General features: G+C 64.4%; 13 protein-coding genes and 1 pseudogene. 6 read left to right on the top strand and 8 right to left on the bottom strand.

The annotated features are described in order from the left end of the window. Positions 1-179 precede the first annotated feature (179 nt). Genes X728_RS163835 through X728_RS163825 form a run of 3 tightly spaced genes read left to right on the top strand, consistent with a single transcriptional unit; the run spans position 180 to position 3,344 of the window. Positions 180-1,223: a class II aldolase/adducin family protein gene (locus X728_RS163835; RefSeq protein ID WP_023670571.1), complete on the top strand. Its 1,044-nt coding sequence runs from the start codon at positions 180-182 to the stop codon at positions 1,221-1,223. Further along, positions 1,207-2,496: an FGGY-family carbohydrate kinase gene (locus X728_RS163830; RefSeq protein WP_023723356.1), complete on the top strand. Its 1,290-nt coding sequence runs from the start codon at positions 1,207-1,209 to the stop codon at positions 2,494-2,496. The genes X728_RS163835 and X728_RS163830 overlap by 17 nt, the downstream gene beginning before the upstream one ends. Further along, complete coding sequence (locus tag X728_RS163825; RefSeq protein ID WP_023830463.1) at positions 2,493-3,344, top strand: TIGR01459 family HAD-type hydrolase; 852 nt, start codon at positions 2,493-2,495, stop codon at positions 3,342-3,344. Before X728_RS163830 ends, X728_RS163825 begins: the two co-directional genes overlap by 4 nt. Before the next feature lie 75 nt (positions 3,345-3,419). Here the strand turns inward: X728_RS163825 and X728_RS163820 are convergent, their stop codons facing one another. The 4 genes from X728_RS163820 to X728_RS163805 are packed head-to-tail and all read right to left on the bottom strand — an operon-like array spanning position 3,420 to position 7,344. Then, positions 3,420-4,601 (bottom strand): hypothetical protein, encoded by a 1,182-nt coding sequence (locus X728_RS163820; protein ID WP_031194650.1) that lies wholly within the window; start codon positions 4,599-4,601, stop codon positions 3,420-3,422. Positions 4,602-4,622: 21 nt separating this feature from the next. Continuing rightward, positions 4,623-5,633 (bottom strand): succinylglutamate desuccinylase/aspartoacylase family protein, encoded by a 1,011-nt coding sequence (locus X728_RS163815; protein WP_023827910.1) that lies wholly within the window; start codon positions 5,631-5,633, stop codon positions 4,623-4,625. A 2-nt stretch (positions 5,634-5,635) separates the two neighbouring features. Continuing rightward, positions 5,636-5,980 carry a RidA family protein gene (locus tag X728_RS163810; protein ID WP_023804501.1) on the bottom strand — a complete coding sequence of 115 codons (345 nt, stop codon included), beginning with the start codon at positions 5,978-5,980 and terminating at the stop codon, positions 5,636-5,638. A 38-nt stretch (positions 5,981-6,018) separates the two neighbouring features. After that, positions 6,019-7,344: an alanine racemase gene (locus tag X728_RS163805; protein WP_031194652.1), complete on the bottom strand. Its 1,326-nt coding sequence runs from the start codon at positions 7,342-7,344 to the stop codon at positions 6,019-6,021. A 68-nt stretch (positions 7,345-7,412) separates the two neighbouring features. Between X728_RS163805 and X728_RS163800 the strand changes: the two genes are divergently transcribed. After that, positions 7,413-8,354, top strand: coding sequence for an amidohydrolase family protein (locus tag X728_RS163800; protein ID WP_023830465.1), 942 nt, complete (start codon positions 7,413-7,415; stop codon positions 8,352-8,354). On the opposite strand, the gene X728_RS163795 is transcribed toward X728_RS163800, so the two are convergent. From X728_RS163795 to X728_RS163780, 4 genes are read right to left on the bottom strand one after another with little or no spacing between them, the layout of a single operon-like run. Then, positions 8,328-9,299, bottom strand: a complete 972-nt coding sequence (locus tag X728_RS163795; protein WP_023830466.1) for an ABC transporter permease — start codon at positions 9,297-9,299, stop codon at positions 8,328-8,330. The two genes, X728_RS163800 and X728_RS163795, sit on opposite strands and share 27 nt — an antisense overlap. Continuing rightward, positions 9,296-10,261 (bottom strand): ABC transporter permease, encoded by a 966-nt coding sequence (locus X728_RS163790; protein ID WP_023830467.1) that lies wholly within the window; start codon positions 10,259-10,261, stop codon positions 9,296-9,298. Before X728_RS163790 ends, X728_RS163795 begins: the two co-directional genes overlap by 4 nt. Continuing rightward, complete coding sequence (locus X728_RS163785) at positions 10,258-11,757, bottom strand: sugar ABC transporter ATP-binding protein (protein WP_196815041.1); 1,500 nt, start codon at positions 11,755-11,757, stop codon at positions 10,258-10,260. Before X728_RS163785 ends, X728_RS163790 begins: the two co-directional genes overlap by 4 nt. A 27-nt stretch (positions 11,758-11,784) precedes the next feature. Next, positions 11,785-12,837 (bottom strand): ABC transporter substrate-binding protein, encoded by a 1,053-nt coding sequence (locus X728_RS163780; protein WP_031194655.1) that lies wholly within the window; start codon positions 12,835-12,837, stop codon positions 11,785-11,787. Positions 12,838-13,072: 235 nt separating this feature from the next. Between X728_RS163780 and X728_RS163775 the strand changes: the two genes are divergently transcribed. Both X728_RS163775 and X728_RS0133970 read left to right on the top strand, forming a co-directional pair. Next, complete coding sequence (locus X728_RS163775; RefSeq protein ID WP_023732358.1) at positions 13,073-13,873, top strand: IclR family transcriptional regulator; 801 nt, start codon at positions 13,073-13,075, stop codon at positions 13,871-13,873. Between the two features lie 721 nt (positions 13,874-14,594). Then, a pseudogene (locus X728_RS0133970) lies at positions 14,595-14,852 on the top strand (IS256 family transposase); the annotation flags it as partial. Positions 14,853-14,994 lie beyond the last annotated feature (142 nt).

The following is a 14,994-nucleotide window of genomic DNA, read 5'->3' on the forward strand; positions in this document are numbered from 1 at the left end:
AGGAGCCGTTTTTGCCACGGCATTTGACGTAACTTACTCAACATCTTTCCGATTGCAAGAACCTTTGATGACATTAGATCACTATTGACGTAAGTCGCTCGCATCTGCGATACACATCAACATCCCACGACGGGTATCCGAAGCTGCGAGGCTGACGGAGCTGATAGAGGAAATGCGCCATGGCGAGCTATGCGGATGCGCAGGAAATGGCTGCCTTGCGGGCGCTTTCGGCCAGCATCGGGCGCAATCCAAACCTGACCCAGGCCGCCGGCGGCAACACCTCGCTGAAAGCCGGCGACACGCTGTGGATCAAGGCTTCCGGCACATGGCTGAAGGATGCGCTCTCCGAAGACATCATGGTCCCGGTGGCGATGGCGCCGCTGCTCAGGGCTGTCGAACAGCGCGACAGCGCCGCCGACCAGCCGCAGATCTTCGCCATCGAGACGCTCAACGCCCGGCGCCTGCGCCCTTCGATTGAAACCACCGTTCACGCGCTGATGCCGCAGCGCGTCGTCCTGCATGTCCATTGCGTCGAAACCATTTCGCTGGCGGTACAGGCCAATTGCGAGGTGGAAGCCGCCAGACGCCTTGATGGTCTCAAATGGGCGTATGTTCCTTATTTCCGGCCAGGCCTGCCGCTTGCCCAGGGTATTGCCGAGCGGCTTCAGGCTGGGGTCGACGTGCTAATCCTTGCCAATCACGGGCTGGTCGTCGCGGCCGATACCGTCGCCGAGGCCGAAGTGCTGCTGCGCCGCGTCACGCTGCTTCTGGCGCGGCCGGCGCGCCAAGTGGCGGAACCGGATGTTGCGGGATTGGCGGCGCTGGCCGGGAAAACCGGTTACAGGCTGCCGGCGGAAATCGAGGCGCACGCGGTCGCCATCGATCCCGAAAGCCGCCGCATGGCGTCCGGGGGCAGCCTCTACCCCGATCACGTCATCTTTCTGGGTCGGGGGTCGGTGGTGGCAAAGCCCGGTGAGGATGTGCCGCGCGTCATCGAGCGGTGCGGTACAAACCCCGTGGCGATCCTGTTTCCCGGGCTGGGCGTGCTGATGCGCGGCGATGCCAGTGCGGGCGCCGACGCCATGCAACGCTGCCTTGCCGACGTGACGGCACGCATCGACATTGCAGCGCGGCTGAACTACCTCACCGCCGCCGAGAACGATGAACTGGTCAACTGGGACGCCGAGAAGTATCGCCAGAAACTCAATGCCGCCAGCCGCTGACACGCCGCTTGCCATAGGCATCGACATCGGCACGTCCGGCGCGCGCGCGGTCGCCATGCGTCCGGATTTTTCCATTGCCGCGCGTTCCGCCGTTTCGCTCGAGTTGTTTGGCCGGAATGCCCGCGACCCTGCAGTGTGGTGGTCAGCGGTCGGCGCAGCGCTGGCGGAACTGCTTTCGGGCATCGACCGAACAGCGGTCCGGTCGATCGCTGTTGACGGCACTTCAGGTACGTTGCTGCCGGTCGACGGCGCCGGGCGGCCGCTGGCCGAGCCGCTGATGTACAACGATACGGTCGCCGACAACGCCATTCTGGTCGCGATCGCTCGCGAAGCCCCAGCGACCAGTGCCGCACTTGGGGCGACGTCCGGTCTCGCCAAGGCGCTCTGGTTCCAGCGCACGCCCGGTGTTGCCGCGGTGCTGCATCAGGCGGACTGGATCGCGGGACAATTCTCCGGTCGCTTCGATGTCAGCGACGAGAACAATGCCTTGAAAACCGGTTACGACATCACGGCCCGCTGCTGGCCGGACTGGATTGCGGCCACCGAAATGCGCATGGAGTTGCTGCCCGGTATCGCCAGGCCGGGCGATGTCGTCGGCAAACTCACCGCGGATGCCGCGGATATGTTCGGCTTACCGCGCGAAATCGCCGTCGTCGCCGGAACGACCGATGGCTGCGCCTCGTTCCTGGCGACAGGTGCCGCGGCAATAGGCGACGGCGTCACCGCGCTGGGGTCGTCGTTGACCGTCAAGATCCTGTCCGACCGGCCTATCTCGGCGCCACGCTTCGGCATCTACAGCCATCGGCTTGGAGATGTCTGGCTGGCGGGCGGCGCATCGAACTCCGGCGGCAAGGTGCTGACACAGCATTTCCCTCTGGCGCGCATCGTCGAGCTGAGCATGGCGATCGACCCGATGACCGAGACCGGCCTCGACTACTATCCTCTTGCCACTGCAGGCGAACGCTTTCCGATCGCCGATCCGGCACTGCCGCCGCGTCTTGTGCCGCGACCGGTGGAGGACGCCGACTATCTGAAAGCCATGTTGGAGGGTATCGCCGCGATCGAGGCGCTCGGCTATGACAGGCTCGCCGAGCTCGGCGCTCCGCAGCTGACGTCGGTCAGAAGCGTCGGCGGCGGTGCGGCGAATGCCGCCTGGACGGCGATCCGGCAGCGCAGACTTGGTGTTGATTTCCTGCCGGCGCTTTCGGACGAAGCCGCCGCCGGCACAGCGCGGCTGGCGCTGATGGGCGCAAGCGCGGCGGGGCTTCTATGAGCGCGAAAACAGTCGAACACCTCAACGGCGTCAACCAGCTGGCCGAGCGCTATGATTTTTTCCTGCTCGATCAGTTCGGCGTGCTGCATGACGGCGCCAGCCCCTATCCAGGGGCAGTGGAAGCACTGTCGGCGCTGAAGCGCGCCGGCAAGACCATTGTGCTGATCTCGAACTCCGGCAAGCGGGCGGGGCCTAACGAGAGCCGGCTGCTAAAGCTCGGCTTCGAACCGGGAAGCTGGGACCATTTTGTTTCTTCCGGCGAGGTCGCGTGGGAGTTCTTCCACGACATGGCGGTATCCGGAAAGCTACTGCCAAACACGAAATGCCTGTTCATAAGCCGCGACGATGACCGCTCGGCGATCGAAGGTCTGCCGTTCGCATTGACTAAGGACGGTGACGATGCCGGGCTGGTGCTGATTTCGGCCAGCGAGGGGGACCGCTATGATCTTGAGCACTATCGCCGACTTCTTGCGCCGGCTGCGGTGCGGCAGGTGCCATGCTTCTGCACCAACCCTGACAAGATCATGCTGACGGCAGTGGGGCCGCGCTTCGGCGCCGGCCGGCTGGCGGATCTCTACGAGGACCTCGGTGGTAGCGTCACGCGTATCGGCAAGCCTTACCCCGCCATATTCGGCGCCGCACTAGCGCTGGCAGGCGATCCAGACCGCGGCACTGTGGTCTGCGTCGGCGACAGTGTCGAACACGACATCGCCGGCGGACTTGCTGCCGGCGTGGCCACGGTGCTGGTTCTGTCAGGAATATTGGCGGAGACCCCTGACCTGTTCGATCTGTTCGACACGATGGACGCCTACCCGGATTACACCATGGATCGCTTCAGGTTTCGCTGATTTGATTCACCTGGCAGCGCTCGCGCGCGAATCCGGCCTCAACGCCTCGTGGCCGACGAGCATTGGCCGGCTGGCTCAAGACCGCCGAACAGCGCGGATCCAGTCGAGCCGCGCGGCTGGAATGAGGCCGTAATTGTAGAAATTGATGCCGTCAACACCGGGCGCCAGCGCCGGCTTCACCTTGGCCGCGAGGATGTCGGGGCGGACCATTTCCGGATAGAACAGCCGGTAGCCGGCGCCGAGGAATTTGTCCGCGCCCAGTGCCGCACGGCCGGCCGCCATCAGGCTGGCGACATCGCCGGCCTGCATGTCGTAGGCGCACAGGATCGCCCCGTCGCAGACCTTGCCCAGCGCTGCCAGATCGCAACCGCCAAGCCAGCCGTCTTTCAGATCGATAATAACGACCCGCGTCGTGGGATCGGCTACCTCGCGCAGTTCGGCGACCAGGCTGGTCACTGGCTCGAATCGCCACAAGAGATAGGCATGGAGCTCCGGCCACGGGGCAAAGGCGTCGAGGCCGCAGGCGGGGAAATCGGGAAAGCGCCGCTCAGGCACCGCACGCTCGCAGGTCTCGACGATCCATTGCCTGGTCAGCTTGCGCGCCGCCTCGGCATCGATGCCGGCTTTTGCCGCACGGGCGACGCAGGACGGACAGAAGCACAGAGACAAAAGAAAATCGTCTTCCGGCGTCAGCCCGACACCGTCCTTCTCGTGATGGTATTCATGGGCAAAGCCCATGAAGGACGGGCTTTCAAGTTCTATCCGGTCCGGCCGGTAGCTGTGCGAGATGTCGGCGATCAGCGCGCGGACATAGGCGCGCGCATCGGGATGGGACGGGCAGAGATTGTAGTAGTTGGCATCGCCGAAGGCGTTGCGGGTGACGGCCTGCGGATGCAGCATGCCCAGGCGGGTGTTGTGCAGGCAGACCGTCCAGCACGAAACGCCTAGCCCGCCTGCGTCGCGCCTGCGGATAAGCTGACCGAGCACGTCGCCGCCCTCAGCGATCACGTCAGCCACCTTGGGCTGGATGGCTAGACTTCCCCAGCGCGCAGCGGTCGGCTTGAAATAGATGGTGCCGTCCTCAGGGAAATAGGCCTTGCGGCGCGGGCTGCGCGGCTGCAGGAAGCGCCCGGCATGATAGGATGTCGCCAGGCTGATCATGTTGAGCCCGGCGCGCTCGACAAGATCACGTTCGACCGTCTCCAGGCCGAGATCCTGGATGTCCCAGGGATAGGTCCACATGGACAGTTGCTGCATGGAATATCCTCTGCCTTTGGCTCAGCCGTCGACCGGCTCTGCGACCTGCATTAGGCAGTCGCCCGCCTCACACATCGTGTGCAGCCGGCGCGACAGCACCAAGCCGCTTTCGGCGAAATGCAGGGCCTCCTCGGCAACATTGAGCCGCTCGAGATCGTGGTACCAGCCGGCCAATTGTCCTGAAGTGACACTGTCGCCGAGCCTGGCGGCGGGCTCGAACCAGCCGCGGCGGGTGGCATAGAGGCCCTGGCTGTGCCTGGACAGGGACAGCAGCCTTGTCGGCGCTGAAGGCTTTTCGCCAGCGCCAAGAACCGGCGCGCCGACCACACCCATTGCTATCATCAGACGGTCGAGCGCGCGGGCCGTGATCGCCATCGAATCGACCGTTGCGGTGCCACCGCCGCCGAACTCACCGCTGACGCCGATGGCGCCGGCGCGGCGCGCTGCGCCCATCGAGGTCGGCGAGGCCTGGCCGTTGTCAGCGATAAAGCCGTAGGGCATGCCGAGCGTGCGCATCAGCTCGACGCCACGCCGGTGGCGCTCGGGATCGGCGTTGCGTTCGACCAGCGCGGTCGGCAGATGCTCCATCGACGTGCCGCCCGAATGGATATCGAAGACGACGTCGTGACGAGGAAACAGCTCCGTCTCAAGGAAATTCGCGAGCCGGCTTGTCGGCGTTCCCGAGGGATCGCCGGGAAACGCCCGGTTGAGATTGCCGCCGTCGAGCGGCGAGCAGCGCTTGGCGGCCATCACCGCAGGGGCGTTGGCCATCGGCATGATGGTGATGCGGCCCTTGATCCGCTTCGGATCGAGCCGGCGCGCCAGTTTTGCCAGCGACAGCTCGCCCTCATATTCGTCGCCGTGATTGCCGGCCATCAAAAGCAGTGACGGGCCGTCGCCATTGCGGATGAGGCAGATCGGCACCTTGACCTGAAAGTAGGGCGAGCGATCGATCGAGAACGGAATGCTTAGATGGCTGAGCGTCTTGCCGTGGCGGTCGAAATCGAGCGTGTGGGCGAGGCCGGTGTGCATGGTCAGACCGCCGCGACGGCGGTGATTTCGATGCGCAGATCAGGGTCGGCAAGCCGCGCCTCGACGCAGGCCCGCGCCGGCAGGCGGGCAGGATCGACCCAGGCATCGTAGATGCTGTTCATGGCCTCGAAATCACCGATCTGCGGCAGGAAGATGTTGACCGCCACCAGCTTCGACTTGCTGCTGCCGGCCTCGACCAGCAGCGCCTCGACTTTGGCCAGCACGTCGCTGGTCTGGCCTTCGATGCCGGCCTTGCGATCGTTGGCCACCTGGCCGGCTATGTGAACGAGGCCGCCATAGACGACTGCCTGCGACATGCGCGAGCCGGACTGAAAATACTTGATCATATCGGATCCTTTCGAGGTTCTCTTTTTGGGGGATCTGGTCAGCCGAACCAGGTGGGGAAAGCGTGGCGGACGTGGCCGGTCGCGTCGACGCCGAAGATCACGCGATAACGGTCGAGGCAGGTGCAGGGATGCGAGATGCCGAATTCGACGACGTCGCCGACGGCGATGTCGTCGCTCGGCGCAATCGACAGGAAGGAATGCTGGTCGTTGAGCTTGACCACCTCGGCGCGCGCCGCCGGCATCGGCAGCGGCTTGCGGGCACGAAAGACGGTGAGCGGCGTTGGAAAGCCCTGGTCGAACGACACGTCGCGCATGCCCATGCCGCAGATGGCAAGGCCTGGCTCCGGCCGCGACAGCACTTCGGCCCACAGGCGTAGCGCAGGGCGAAAGGAATGCCGCGCCGAAGCGCTGATGCCGCCTATGGCAAAACCCTTGCGGGCATCGAGGGCGCCGAGCGAACGGTCATAGGTGCCGTGGTCGTGGAAGAAGATGGCGCCGCTGCGCAGCACCAGCGTTGCGTTGCCGTCGCTGGAAACGAGGGGTGCAAGCGCCGCGACCGCCTGGTCGAAGAAGGCGGAGCCGCCGGCCGTGACGATCAGCGGTGCGTCGCCGCCGACGCGGGCACGCAGCCGCAGGAACATATCGGCGGTCATTGCCAGCAGGCCGGATATCACCTCATCGGTGCGACCGGGCTCGGGTTGCGCCGCCGCCCCTTCATAGGTCGCAACGCCGGCGATCAGCAGCCGCCCGCCGGCAGCCGTGATCGCGTCGGCGATGGCCTCGGCTTGCGCGGTGGTGCGGGCGCCCGCCCTGCCCGCACCAAGTTCGACCAGCACGCGCAGCGGCGGCAGCGCCGCATTGGCGCGCCAAGCCTCGGCAAGCGCGTTCACGGCGTCGACCGAGTCGGCAAAGACATAGAGCTCGGCATCCGGCCAGGCACCAGCAAGCACGGCCAGCCGGTTGGCGCCGCCGGCTCCGCCAACCTCATTGGCGATGATCAGCCGTGTCAAGCCGGCCTTCAGCATCACTGTCGCTTGCCTGATGTCGGCGACCGTCGTGCCCCATGCGCCGGCCTCGACCAGCGACCGGGCAAGGTCGGGCGCCATCGGCGTCTTGGCATGCGGAGCGATCGCGACATTGTGTTCGCGCGCATAGCGCAGGAACAGGTCGCGATTGGCGGAGAAGGCCGCCTCGTCGAGGGTCAGCACCGGAAGCGCCATGCGTCCATCGGCCGGATGCCAGCGCTCGGCCGCGACAAGGCTGCTGTCAAGCCCGGTTGTGCCGGGAGGCACGCCGCGGATGCGGTCGTCGAGCCGAAAATTTTCGTGCACCGAAAGGGCTGGAACCGGTGAGTTTTCAGTCATCCGATGCTAACCCTTTCACCGTCGCAACGAAGCCAGATCGATCGCCGGTCACAGCCTGAGAGAGATACGTGCCAGAACCTTACGCCGGACCGATCATCGACGCCCATCATCATCTTTGGGATCTCAGCCTGGGACGGCATCCCTGGCTCGCCGCCACGGCCGGCGAGCGCGGCGGCCTGGGCGAGCTTGGCCCCTTGCGGCGGAACTATCTGCCCGGGGATTATGCGCGCGATGCCATAGGGCATAATGTCGTCGCCACCGTCCATGTCGAAGCCGGCTGGGCGAGTGGCGACTGCATCGGAGAAACGCGCTGGCTTGAAACACTCGACAAATCGCGCGGCGTCGCCGCCCGCTATGTCGTTCACGTGCCGCTCGCCGATCGCCAGGCGCCGGCGCTGATCGAAGCGCAAGCCGCGTTCGAGCGTGTCGCCGGCGTGCGCGACATATTGAGCTGGGATCCCGACCCTGCCCGCCGTTTTGCGGCCCGTGACGGCATCATGGACGATCCGGCCTGGCGCGCCGGGCTTGCCTTGCTTGGCCAGCATCGGCTGGCCTTCGACATGATGGTGTTTCCGCGCCAGCTCGCCGACGCGGGGCGGCTTGCCAGGGCCTTCCCCAACCAGCAATTCGTGCTCAACCATTGCGGTAGCCCGATCGACCGCGACGCCGATGGCATGCAGGTGTGGCGCGACGGGCTGCGGCTTCTGTCGCAATGCGACAACGTCGCCATCAAAATATCGGATCTGGTCGCCTACGATCATGACTGGACGCTCGACAGCCTGAAGCCCGTCGTCCTGCATTGCATCGATTGTTTCGGCACCGGTCGCGCCATGTTCGGCAGCGACTTTCCGGTCGCCGGCCTGCATGCCTCGTTCGATGACATATATGACGGCTTCAAAACCATCACAGCGGGCTTTTCCGCCGACGAGCAGACGGCGCTGTTCTTCGGCAACGCAAAGCGCATCTATCGGCTCGACGATGTGTCATCGGCGCGCCTGCTCCCGGCCTGAGAGCAGCAGCAGGCCGAGGATCAGCGAGCCGAACAGGATGCTGCGCCAGCCGGGCGATGCGTTGACGACGGTGATCAGCGCGGTGATGGTGACCAGCAGGATGGCGCCGGGGATGGTGCCGGCATAGGTGCCGAGCCCGCCGAGGATCGAGGTGCCACCGAGGACCACGGCGGCAATCGAGGCGAGCAGATAGGGATCGCCGATGCCGACATAGCCCTGTCCGTTCATGCCCAACACGAGTACGCCGGCAAGTCCCGAGCAGAAGCCGCTGATGCCGTAGACCGCAAGCGTCGTGGACGTGACGGGAACACCGGACAGCGCCGCGGCAAGCGGGTTGGCGCCCATGGCGAAAATCCGGGCGCCGAGCGATGTCGCATGCATCGTGGTCAGCACGATCGCCGAGACGACCACCCACAACAATACGCCAGCGGGAATGCCGGCCGGCCGACCGTTGCCGAGCCAGTGGACCAGCGGGTTCTCGGCGGTCACGGCGCTGCCGCCGGCGATGATGATCAACAGACCCTGCAGGAATGTCGCCATGGCCAATGTCATGATCATCGGGTGGACGCGCAGCAAAGCGACGCCGAGCCCGTTGACCAGGCCGATTGCCGTGGTCAGCACCAGAACGGCAAGGATGGCGGTGATGCCGGTCGGATCCACCTGCCACGACAGCAGCGGCAGGCTGACGGCGCTGACCGTGACGATGGCCGCGACGGAAAGGTCGATGCCGCCGGCGATCACCACAAAAGTCTGGCCCGCGGCAACCAGGCCGATGACGGCGCCGAGCTCCACCAGATAGCGCAGATGGCCATAAGCGCCGAAGCCGGGCGAAACGAAGCTCGCCATGATCCAGACCGCGGCAACGATGGCACCGGTGAGAAACGGCCGGCTGCGCAGGACCGTCAGGGCGCGTTTGGGGCCCGCGCTGTCATTCCATGCTGTCATTGCTGTGCCTTGCGGAATTGCGGGATGGCGACCGCGCCGATGATGATCAGGCCCTGGGCCACATATTGTGCGACCGGCGTGAAGCCGAGGAAGAACATGACGCTGATCATCAGGCTGAGCAGCAGGCTGCCGGCAAGCGCGCCGCGCATCGTGCCCTGGCCGCCGAGGAAGCCGATGCCGCCGAGCACCGCAGCGGCAATCGAGTTCAGGGTAAAGGCGGCGCCGATGACCGGGTCGCCCGAACCGGTCTGTGCGGCGACGAACAAGCCGGCGCCAGTGGAGAGCAGACCGCTGACCGCATAGGCCGCAATGCGCGCGCCGTCGACCGGCACGCCGGAGCGATAGGCGCCGACCGGATTCTCGCCGGCGGCATAGAGGCTCAAGCCAAGCGGCGTGGCGAGATAGAGCTTCCACAGGAGAATGATGACCACCAGCAGCACGAATGCCGCCGGTGTGTTGCCGGCAAGCAGGTCGGACAGCCACGCCGGGATTGCGCCGCCGGGCCGCGGCAGGATCAGCAGTGCGGCGCCGCCGATGATGAACGACCCGGCAAGCGTCACCACGATGGCCGGCAGCCGAAGCCGTACCACGATGAAGCCGGTCGCCGCCCCGATGCCGAGGCCCGTCAGCGCCACCGCGGCAGTGCCCCCGGCGACGCCCAGCGGCCCGGCCATCGTCGTCGCGGCGATGACCGCGCCCAAGCTGACCGTCGCGCCGATGGCCAGGCTGATGCCGCCGGTGAGCATCAGGATCGCCTGCGCCATCGCGACCAGAGCCAATGGAAACCAGCTCTGCGTGAATTTGGCGAAGCCGGACGCCGTGAACAGACCCGGAAAGAGGACGCCATAGGCGATGAGAAACACCAGGACGACGACAAACAGGCTGCGCACGCCGACATTGCGACGCAGTTGCACCGGCCAGTAGAGCGCATCGGTCTGCCGGGCGGAGGAAGATCCGTTCATGCCGCAACCTTCCGCTGTTCGGCGCCCATCGCGGCGGAGACGATGGCTTCCTCGCTCAGCGCCCCACGCGCCAGCATGGCGACGATGCGGCCTTCGCGGACGATGGCTACACGGTCGCAAAGGTGCACGAGTTCGGGCGTGTCGGAACTGAGCAGCACGACCGCCTTGCCGGCGCCGGCGAAATTGCGAAGCATCATGTAGATCTCACGCTTGGTTTCGACGTCGACGCCGCGCGTCGGATCGTTGAGCAGAAGCACCAACGGGTCGTGCGGCATCCATTTCGCCAGCGCCACCTTCTGCTGGTTGCCGCCCGATAGAGCCTGCGCCGCCCGGCCGAGGTGACCCTTGATGCCGAGTTGGGCGGCAAGGCTTTTGGCCGTCTCGCGCTCTGCGCGGCGGCTGCGCAGCTTCAGCGCCGGCAGCCTGGCAAAGGCGGGCAGCATCATGTTGGTGATGATGGGATGGATCAGGTGCAGGCCCTCGCGCTTGCGATCCGCGGGCACATAGGCCAGCCCCAGCGCGTTGGCTTTCGGCACGCCGCCGGGCAGGCCGGAGGCGCCGTTGACGGTCGCCGACGCCGTCCGTGCCGGAATGGCGCCGTAGAGACCGAGCAGCAGATCTTCCTGCCCTTGCCCGACCAGGCCGCCAATGCCAAGCACTTCGCCCGTTTTGATATCCAGATCGACGTCGCGCATCAGGCCGGCCGAAAGATTTCGGACGGAGATAGCGTTGGCAGGCAAACTGGAAGGCTGCCATTGCGGAAAAAGATCACCGGGATCGCGGCCGACCATCAGCCGAACCAACCCGGCGGCGTCGGTGCCTTCCAGGGTGCGGTCGGCCGTGCAGGTGCCGTCCTTCAGAACGGTGACGTGCTGGCATAGCGCCATGACTTCGTTCAGTCGGTGCGAGATGTAGAGAATGGCGATGCCTTCGCCGCGCAACCGCTGCAGCAGATCGGTGAGGATTTTGGTTTCGGTTGCCGATAGCGACGATGTCGGTTCGTCGAGAATGAGCACGCGCGGCCGGCGGTAGAGCGCCTTGGCGATCTCCACCATTTGGCGGCGGCCGAGCGACAGATGCCCGACCGGCGTCGACAGCGGCTCGTGCAGCCCGACAAGTTCGCATGCGGCCCTCGCCCGCGCAGCGAGTTCGCGGTAGTCGATCAGGCCGAACCGTTTGGGATAGGCGCCGAGACCAACATTTTCGGCGATGGAAAGACTGGCCGTCAGGCTGAGTTCCTGCTGGACGACGGCGATGCCGGCCTGCCGCGCAACAGCCGGCGTCATGCGTGAGACCGCGCGTCCATCGACCTCGATCGTCCCGCCATCCGGTCTCAAGGCGCCGGACAAAAGGTTGATCAAGGTCGACTTTCCGGCGCCGTTCTCGCCGAGCAGCGCATGCACGCGGCCCGGCTGGAGAGCGATTGAAACGTCGCGCAGGACGGGGTTGCCGAAGAAAGACTTCGACACCCCGCGCGCCGCGAGCAGCGGAGCCATGGTTGTCAACGCTACAACCCTTCAGGCTTATTTCTGAGCCAGCAGCTTCTTGAACAGCTCCTCATCGTAAGGAGAAAAGATGTAGCCGTCAGCCGGGAAGTCCTTGGCCCGGGCGAGGTATTCGTCGATGTTGGAATTGTCGATCACCGGCAGCGGAATCTTGACGAAAGCCGGCACATCCTTGCCTTCCAGCGCCTGAACGGCGGTGTAGGTGGCGAAGGCGCCGAGCCAGTTCGGCTGCATCGTCGCCCAGCTCTTCAAGCCCTTTTCTTTCCAGAGTTCCAAAAACTGCCGGGCGTTCTCACCGGTGATCGGCACCTGTTCGCGGCCCTGCTTGTCGAGGGCCAGCACGGCGCCTGCCGACAGAGCACCGCCGAGCGACAGGATGCCGTCGATCTCGGGGTTGGCGAAGAGCAGGCTGGTGACGGCTTCCTGTGCCGGCGCGACGTTGTAGGGCGTGTTGGCCTCGGCAAGCACCGTCACGTCGGGATGGGCCTTGAGCTCAGCGTCGGCGCCTTTGCGCCTGTCATCGCTGACCGAAACCCCGGCGGGGCCATTGAGGATCAGGATCTTGCCCTTGCCGCCGATGGCGTCGATCAGGAACTTGGCGGCCTGGTCGCCCCATTGCGAAGAATCGGTGTTGACCTTGGCGGTGACCTTGTCGGTATCGACGAGGCTGTCGAAGTTGATGATGGCGATGCCCTTGGCGCAGGCATCGGCCAGAACGCGTGCAGGTGCGGTCGACGAACCGGCGATCAGGATGATGGCGTCGACATCGGAATCGATCATCGACTGGATCTGCTGGATCTGGACGTTGGCATCGCCCTGAGCGTCGGTGACGACGAGCTTGTCGACCAGTCCCTGCTTCTTCAGGGTCTCGACTTCGACTTCGATCGTGCCTTGGGTCTGCTTCATCCAGGTCGGCACGGAATAGATGTTGGCCCAGCCGATCGTGTACGGCGCCTTGCGGTCGCCCTTGATGCAGTTGGCGGCGGCATTGGCTGCCGAGCCGGCGCCAAAGCTCAGCACGAGACCGAGGCAAAGCGCGCTGGCGGATGCGAAAAACGGTGATTTCATCATGACTGTTCCCTTCAGAGGTTGTGGCCTCGACGTGCAGAACAAGGGCGAGGAAACCCGTCGGTCGCCGGATCTTGGAAACCGTGTGTCGCCTCGGGATTTGTCTGCGTCAGGCTCGTTAGTTTGTCTGGTATTTCAGACAATGTGTCTGTATATCGGACAAACTGGATGCTAGACCGAGCCTTGACATCTTTCAAGCGCCTTGAGACGAGAACCGAAATGATTTTGGCGGATGGTCATGAGCGACGGCACTAACGATGCGATCGGGAAGGAAGCCGGCGCGGAGCCGCGCAACGGCGAACGACGACGCGGCATTGACCGCGTCATCATGCTGCTCGAGGCGTTGCTGCGGCACCGCGCGCCAATGCGCGTCGGCGACATCGCCAAAATGATCGGCGCGCCGCGTTCGACCACCTACGAGATCGTCAACAGCCTGCTCGACGCCGAAATGCTCGAAAACGTCGGCGGTGAAGGTTACGTCTATTTCGGACGCGCCATGCATCTGTTCGGCTGGGCCTACTCACATCACAACGCCCATTACCGTCGCATCATCGAGACCTTGGATAAGTTGGCCGCCGAGACAGGCGAGACGGTCCAGCTATGCGGCCTGCGTGGCAACAAATACGTCGTTCTTGACTGCCGAGATTCGCCGGGCCCGTTCCGGATCTCAAGCGATGTCGGGGTTGAGGTGCCGATCCCATGGACGGCATCCGGACGGCTGCTCCTCGGCCATATGAACGAGCAAGAGTTGAGGGATTTCATCCCATCTGGCGACTACAAGCTTCCCGACGGCCGCATCATTGCACCAGCCGAATTCTTTGCCGATGTTGCCTTGGCCCACCGGCAGGGTTTCAGCGAGACCACAGCCTTGGCCGACCGTTTCACCTGGTGCATGGCGGCCCCCATCCGTGACGGCCACGGCGCCATCAAAAGGACCTTGTGTTTGGTGTTACCCGTCGACACGCCGGAGCCACGGCGCGACGAACTGCTTGCGTTGCTGCGCGAGCGCGCCCGTGGACTGTCTCTGGCGGGAGGCTGACGATCAGCCGTCGTGCACTCAGGTTGAAGCCTCTTAAAGGCACATGGATTCCGCTCTTCCCCATTGGTTCCATTTAGGTTCCGGACCTTAGTCCCATAGTCGGTGGATAAGGTCCGAACCAGGGAACACGCAACCGGAAGCCACATTAGGAGAAGACCGTCGATCAAAGTCCCTTCATCGCCTGTTGAGGATCCCGCCGCTCTTACTGTCGAGAGCGCGGCGGGATCCTTACGCGCGGAGCGAGCACATGAGATTTGTCGAGATTTTCAGAGATGTGCTTACGGCCCTGCTTCTCGCTTTATTCGTGTGCGGGATATTCGCTGTTTTCGGAGGCCATCTGGTTCCTCCACGCTACGCAAAGATGGTGTTGCTGCCGGACCTCGATAAGATGACGACTGCATCATCTACACCCAGCTTGCCCGATTCCATCGACTTGCAAGTTCAAAAGCGCCCAGAGGTGCAAAGGTCTACCGGCGTGACACAGCGCGCAGTCGGTCTGGAGCCGCCAGTGCCATCCAGCAAGCGGTAAGAATCAGCGGAGGTTTTGGGTAGTGTGCTGAGAGTTCTGCAAATTCGCTGAGAGGGGGCGGTCATGGCAGGCTGGTGATTGTTCACGTCACCTGATTNGTGTGCTGAGAGTTCTGCAAATTCGCTGAGAGGGGGCGGTCATGGCAGGCTGGTGATTGTTCACGTCACCTGATTCCCGCGAAGGAACGCCACCATGACCAAGACAGAAGGTAAATCGACCAGCGCTGCCGTCAAAGACATTCTGCTTTCGAACCCGGATGGATTGCACGAAGTGCTCCGTGCGGTGATGCAGGAGGTGCTTGAGGCCGAGATGGACGNGCGCTTCTCCACCGAGCTGTTCGAGCGCTACCAGCGTTCCGAGCGGGCCCTGGTGGCGACACTGGCCGAGATGTATGTCCAGGGCGTGTCGACCCGCAAGGTGAAGGCGATCACGGAAGAACTGTGCGGCCATCAGCGATTGCCGGGATCAGGCTTGCCGCAGACCTGGTCAAGCATAGTGCGGGTTTTCCGAAGAGTCCGACGACCAGCACTCGCGTGAATCTACTGCGCCCCCTTGGTTCTTACCTCCATGATCCGAAAGCCAAAGATTCTAG

The organism is Mesorhizobium sp. L103C119B0, assembly GCF_000502235.1.
Classification (GTDB): domain Bacteria; phylum Pseudomonadota; class Alphaproteobacteria; order Rhizobiales; family Rhizobiaceae; genus Mesorhizobium.

Coding starts and splice junctions, on each gene's coding strand:
- X728_RS163815 (WP_023827910.1), bottom strand. CDS start 5,633: ATGCACACCGGCCTCGCCCACACGCTCGATTTCGACCGCCACGGCAAG.
- X728_RS163795 (WP_023830466.1), bottom strand. CDS start 9,299: ATGACAGCATGGAATGACAGCGCGGGCCCCAAACGCGCCCTGACGGTC.
- X728_RS163775 (WP_023732358.1), top strand. CDS start 13,073: ATGAGCGACGGCACTAACGATGCGATCGGGAAGGAAGCCGGCGCGGAG.
- X728_RS163805 (WP_031194652.1), bottom strand. CDS start 7,344: ATGACTGAAAACTCACCGGTTCCAGCCCTTTCGGTGCACGAAAATTTT.
- X728_RS163790 (WP_023830467.1), bottom strand. CDS start 10,261: ATGAACGGATCTTCCTCCGCCCGGCAGACCGATGCGCTCTACTGGCCG.
- X728_RS163835 (WP_023670571.1), top strand. CDS start 180: ATGGCGAGCTATGCGGATGCGCAGGAAATGGCTGCCTTGCGGGCGCTT.
- X728_RS163785 (WP_196815041.1), bottom strand. CDS start 11,757: ATGGCTCCGCTGCTCGCGGCGCGCGGGGTGTCGAAGTCTTTCTTCGGC.
- X728_RS163825 (WP_023830463.1), top strand. CDS start 2,493: ATGAGCGCGAAAACAGTCGAACACCTCAACGGCGTCAACCAGCTGGCC.
- X728_RS163830 (WP_023723356.1), top strand. CDS start 1,207: ATGCCGCCAGCCGCTGACACGCCGCTTGCCATAGGCATCGACATCGGC.
- X728_RS163820 (WP_031194650.1), bottom strand. CDS start 4,601: ATGCAGCAACTGTCCATGTGGACCTATCCCTGGGACATCCAGGATCTC.
- X728_RS163810 (WP_023804501.1), bottom strand. CDS start 5,980: ATGATCAAGTATTTTCAGTCCGGCTCGCGCATGTCGCAGGCAGTCGTC.
- X728_RS163780 (WP_031194655.1), bottom strand. CDS start 12,837: ATGATGAAATCACCGTTTTTCGCATCCGCCAGCGCGCTTTGCCTCGGT.